Here is a 3552-nt window from a genome sequence, read left to right as displayed (position 1 = left end):
TCAACCATCAACTGGGCGTGGTTGATTGAGCAGGACCGTGCTGAAATCTCCGCAGTGTTCGTCGTGTGGTGACCGCCTCTGAGGTGGTTGCATCGTCAACGCAACCAGAAGCGAGCAGTGGCTGATTGAGTCGGTACAAGCCGCGTGGAGAGCACTCCCACGCGATCACGACGGCCGGACGATCTCCTTCCAGAACGTTTCGGGGAGTTGACCTCCGCGGCGGAGCAGGATGGACAGGCCGGTGGCCATGGCCACGCCGAGCAGCCCCAACCACAGCCCGACGCCGGCGATGACGACCAGTGCGACGACGCGTGCGGCCGGCCAGGGGTCGACGATCAGCAGGATGGGTGCGAACAGAACTCCGGTGCCGATGTACCACGACGACGCGGTACGGTCGCAGTACATGACGATCTTCAGCCACCGTGGCATGGGGTGGACCTCGTGGGATGTGGTCATCAGATGCCTCCGATCCTTGGTCCCCACCATTCGATCGCAGCACCAACGCCCCGGCAATTACCTTGGACGTCATGACCGATTCGGTGATGACCATCCCGTCCGGCGCGGGTCACCTGCTGCGTGACTGGCGGGAACGGCGTGGGCTCTCACAACTCGAGTTGTCGAACCGGACGGGGATCTCGTCGAGGCATGTCAGCTTTGTCGAGACGGGGCGCTCCACCCCGAGTCCGGAGCTGATCCATCGTCTGGGCGAAGAACTCGACATCCCGCTCCGCCACCGCAACCAGATCCTGACCGCGGCCGGCCATGCTCCCCGCTATCCGCAGCGCGCCGTCGACGCCCCCGAACTGGCGGTGGTCCGGCGTGAACTCTCGGCGATGATCGCCGCGATGGCGCCGAATCCGGCGGTGATCATCGACCGGCACTGGAATCTGGTCGAGGCCAATGCGTGCATCGGGCCGCTGCTCGACGGATGTGCCGCCCACCTGCTGCAACCGCCGGTCAACGTGCTGCGGCTCGGACTGCATCCGGACGGGATCGCCCGACGGGTCACGAACTTCGCGGAATGGAGCGCACACCTGATGGGGCAGGTGCGGCGTCGGGCGGCCCACACCGGCGACGCCGAGCTCGTGGCGCTGGCCGCCGAACTGGAGGGATATCTTCCCGACGGCACCGGGCATCATGATTCCGTCACGGTCGGCACCGATGCCGTCGTCCTGCCGTTGCGCCTGGACCATCCGGACGGTGAGCTGGCGTTCTTCTCGGTCGATGCCGCCCTGACCTCGGCCCGGGATGTCACCGTCGAGGAGCTGACCGTGGAGATCTTCTCACCCGCCGATGCCGCCACGGCCGAGTTCCTGCGCCGCGTGGCGAGCGCGTGAACACCGGCCGGTCCGCCCCCGGCGTCAGTCCTGGGGTTCGAGTTCCCCGTCGTCGGTCTGCCCGCGGGTGAGCAGCCACTCCATCGGACCGGTCAGGACCAGCATCAGCAGCGGCCAGCTCCCTGACGGTGGGACGACGATCGCGATGATCAGGGCCACCGCGAGCAGGATCATCGTGGCGTAGCGTCCCCGGCTCGTCATCCACTTGCGGGTGCCGGGATCGTCGACGTCGTCGAGCAGGTCCGGATGTGACACGCCCCAGCGTTCGAGCGCGGTCAGCGCGATCACCGACAGCAACAACACGCCGATGTACAGGTCGTTGGCCCAGTCGATGTCCTTGCCGTCGAGCAGGGCGGTCGCGAACGGCAGCACCACGATGGTGAACAGCCACAGGAACGTCAGGTTCATCAGACCCGAGTCGTAGGACTTGAAGTACTCCATCGACCGGTGGTGCTGCCGCCACAGCACCCAGATCACGATGAAACTGATCACGAAGCTGATCAGTTCGACGTCGTGGTCGGCGAAGACGGTCCCCAGGTCTGAGCCGCGCTCGATCTCGCCGGCGAAGTCGGCGAGCGGCAGAACCAGCAGGGTCAGGGCGATGGCGACCACCGCATCGGTGAAGGCGATCAATCGCCGGAAGCCTTCTTCGGTGCGACGTTCGTCCAGCGTGGCCATGGCTAGCAGGGTAAATGCCACGGGCTCCGGCTTCTACCGATGTGGGCAACTCTGGCACGAGTCTCCACGTTCTGTCACAGCGCGTATCGCGGGTCCTGCACAATTCGACGATGCACCTCGATCCGCGGATGGGTGCCTTCGATGCCGTGATGTTCGGCGTGGAGGGTGATCCGTTGCTGCGATCGGTGATCATCCTGGTGGCGATGCTCGATCGGTGCCCGGACCGCACCGTGATCGACGACCGGGTCGATCACATGACCCGACGCATCCCCCGGCTGCGGCAGCGGGCCGTCGGCAACCCGTTGTCGCCGGCACCGCCGCGGTGGGAGACCGACCCGAACTTCGACCCCACCTTTCATCTGCGGTGGCGTCGGGGCGACGACAGCTGTTCGGCTGTCGACGCGGTCCTCGCATACGCGGAGCGGATGAGCGAGGCCGACTTCGACCATGCCCGCCCGCTCTGGGAGGTGGCGATCCTCACCGATCTCGCCGACGACGCCGCCGCGTTCGTCCTGAAGATCCACCACAGCATCACCGACGGTGTCGGCGGGATGGCGATGGCCGCCGACATGTTCGACCTGCAACGTGAACCCGCGTCGTCGCCGCCGAGCCCGGATGTGCCGCCACCGGCTCCGCTCGGCATGGTCGGCCGGATCGGGCAGGACATCGGCTTCGAGACCCGGGCAGCCCGCGACACCGTCGTGGCCGCCGCGGGGTTCGTCCTCGCGATCGCCCGTGACGGGCTGACCCACCCGGTGCGCACCGTGACCTCGGCCGCGACGACGACAACGGCGATGATCCGGATGCTCGAGCCGCAGAGCACGCCACGATCGGAGCTGATGACGAAACGCTCGCTGTCGTCGTCGTTCTCGATCCTCGACGTCCCGCTCGACGAGTTACGACGCGCGGCGACGGTCGCCGACACCACGATCAACGTCTGCTTCGTCGCAGCCGTCGCCGGTGCGGTGCGTCGCCACCACCAGCGTCTGGGGCACCCGCTGCCCGAGTTCCGGGTGAACATGCCGATCAGCCTGCGTACCGACGCCGACGCCGAAGGCGGGAACCAATGGGTACCGGCACGATTCATCGTGCCCACCGAGCCCGACGACCTTCGGTCACGGATTCGGCGCCTCGACCCGATCCTGCACAAGGCACGCACCGATCCGGCACTGCACCTGTCGACCATCGTCTACCAGTTGCTCACCCTCCTGCCCCGGCAGGTGACCACCTCAGTGGCCGGATCGCTGATGAAGGGAGTCGACGTCGCGGCCACCAATGTGCCGGGGCCGCCGATCCCAGTGTTCACCGGTGGTGCCGAGGTCACCGCACTCGTGCCGTTCGCCCCCAAAGGCGGTGCGGCGGTGAACGTCGCACTCATGTCCTATGCCGGGCGTGCCTACCTCGGGATCAACTGTGACCCGGCCGCCGTCATCGACCCGGAACTGTTGACCGACTGCATTCGGGAGGGTCTCGCGGAAGTGGTGGCGCTGCACTGAGGGGTGTCGGAGATGGTCGCCAACGTGGTCGGGCTGCGGAG

The 3552-nt window shown here is 66.8% G+C and carries 4 protein-coding genes; 2 read left to right on the top strand and 2 right to left on the bottom strand.

What is annotated here, in order from left to right:
* Positions 1-165 precede the first annotated feature (165 nt).
* On the bottom strand, positions 166-456 hold the full coding sequence (locus GD1_RS04605) for a hypothetical protein (protein ID WP_053778240.1): 291 nt from the start codon (positions 454-456) through the stop codon (positions 166-168).
* 71 nt (positions 457-527) lie between these two features.
* Here GD1_RS04605 and GD1_RS04600 point away from each other — a divergent pair, with 71 nt between their 5' ends.
* Positions 528-1337, top strand: a complete 810-nt coding sequence (locus GD1_RS04600) for a helix-turn-helix domain-containing protein (RefSeq protein WP_174519013.1) — start codon at positions 528-530, stop codon at positions 1335-1337.
* Positions 1338-1361: 24 nt separating this feature from the next.
* Here the strand turns inward: GD1_RS04600 and GD1_RS04595 are convergent, their stop codons facing one another.
* Positions 1362-2015 carry a TMEM175 family protein gene (locus GD1_RS04595; protein ID WP_020789941.1) on the bottom strand — a complete coding sequence of 218 codons (654 nt, stop codon included), beginning with the start codon at positions 2013-2015 and terminating at the stop codon, positions 1362-1364.
* A 110-nt stretch (positions 2016-2125) separates the two neighbouring features.
* On the opposite strand from GD1_RS04595, the gene GD1_RS04590 reads away from it, so the two are divergent.
* Positions 2126-3511, top strand: a complete 1386-nt coding sequence (locus GD1_RS04590) for a wax ester/triacylglycerol synthase domain-containing protein (RefSeq protein ID WP_059035974.1) — start codon at positions 2126-2128, stop codon at positions 3509-3511.
* The last annotated feature ends 41 nt before the right edge of the window (positions 3512-3552 follow it).

Source organism: Gordonia desulfuricans NBRC 100010 (assembly GCF_001485495.1).
Taxonomy (GTDB): Bacteria; Actinomycetota; Actinomycetes; order Mycobacteriales; family Mycobacteriaceae; genus Gordonia; species Gordonia desulfuricans.
The sequence above is the reverse complement of the archived record's forward strand: the minus strand, read 5'-3'. Positions and strand labels throughout refer to the sequence as shown.

Coding starts and splice junctions, on each gene's coding strand:
- GD1_RS04605 (WP_053778240.1), bottom strand. CDS start 456: ATGACCACATCCCACGAGGTCCACCCCATGCCACGGTGGCTGAAGATC.
- GD1_RS04600 (WP_174519013.1), top strand. CDS start 528: ATGACCGATTCGGTGATGACCATCCCGTCCGGCGCGGGTCACCTGCTG.
- GD1_RS04595 (WP_020789941.1), bottom strand. CDS start 2,015: ATGGCCACGCTGGACGAACGTCGCACCGAAGAAGGCTTCCGGCGATTG.
- GD1_RS04590 (WP_059035974.1), top strand. CDS start 2,126: ATGCACCTCGATCCGCGGATGGGTGCCTTCGATGCCGTGATGTTCGGC.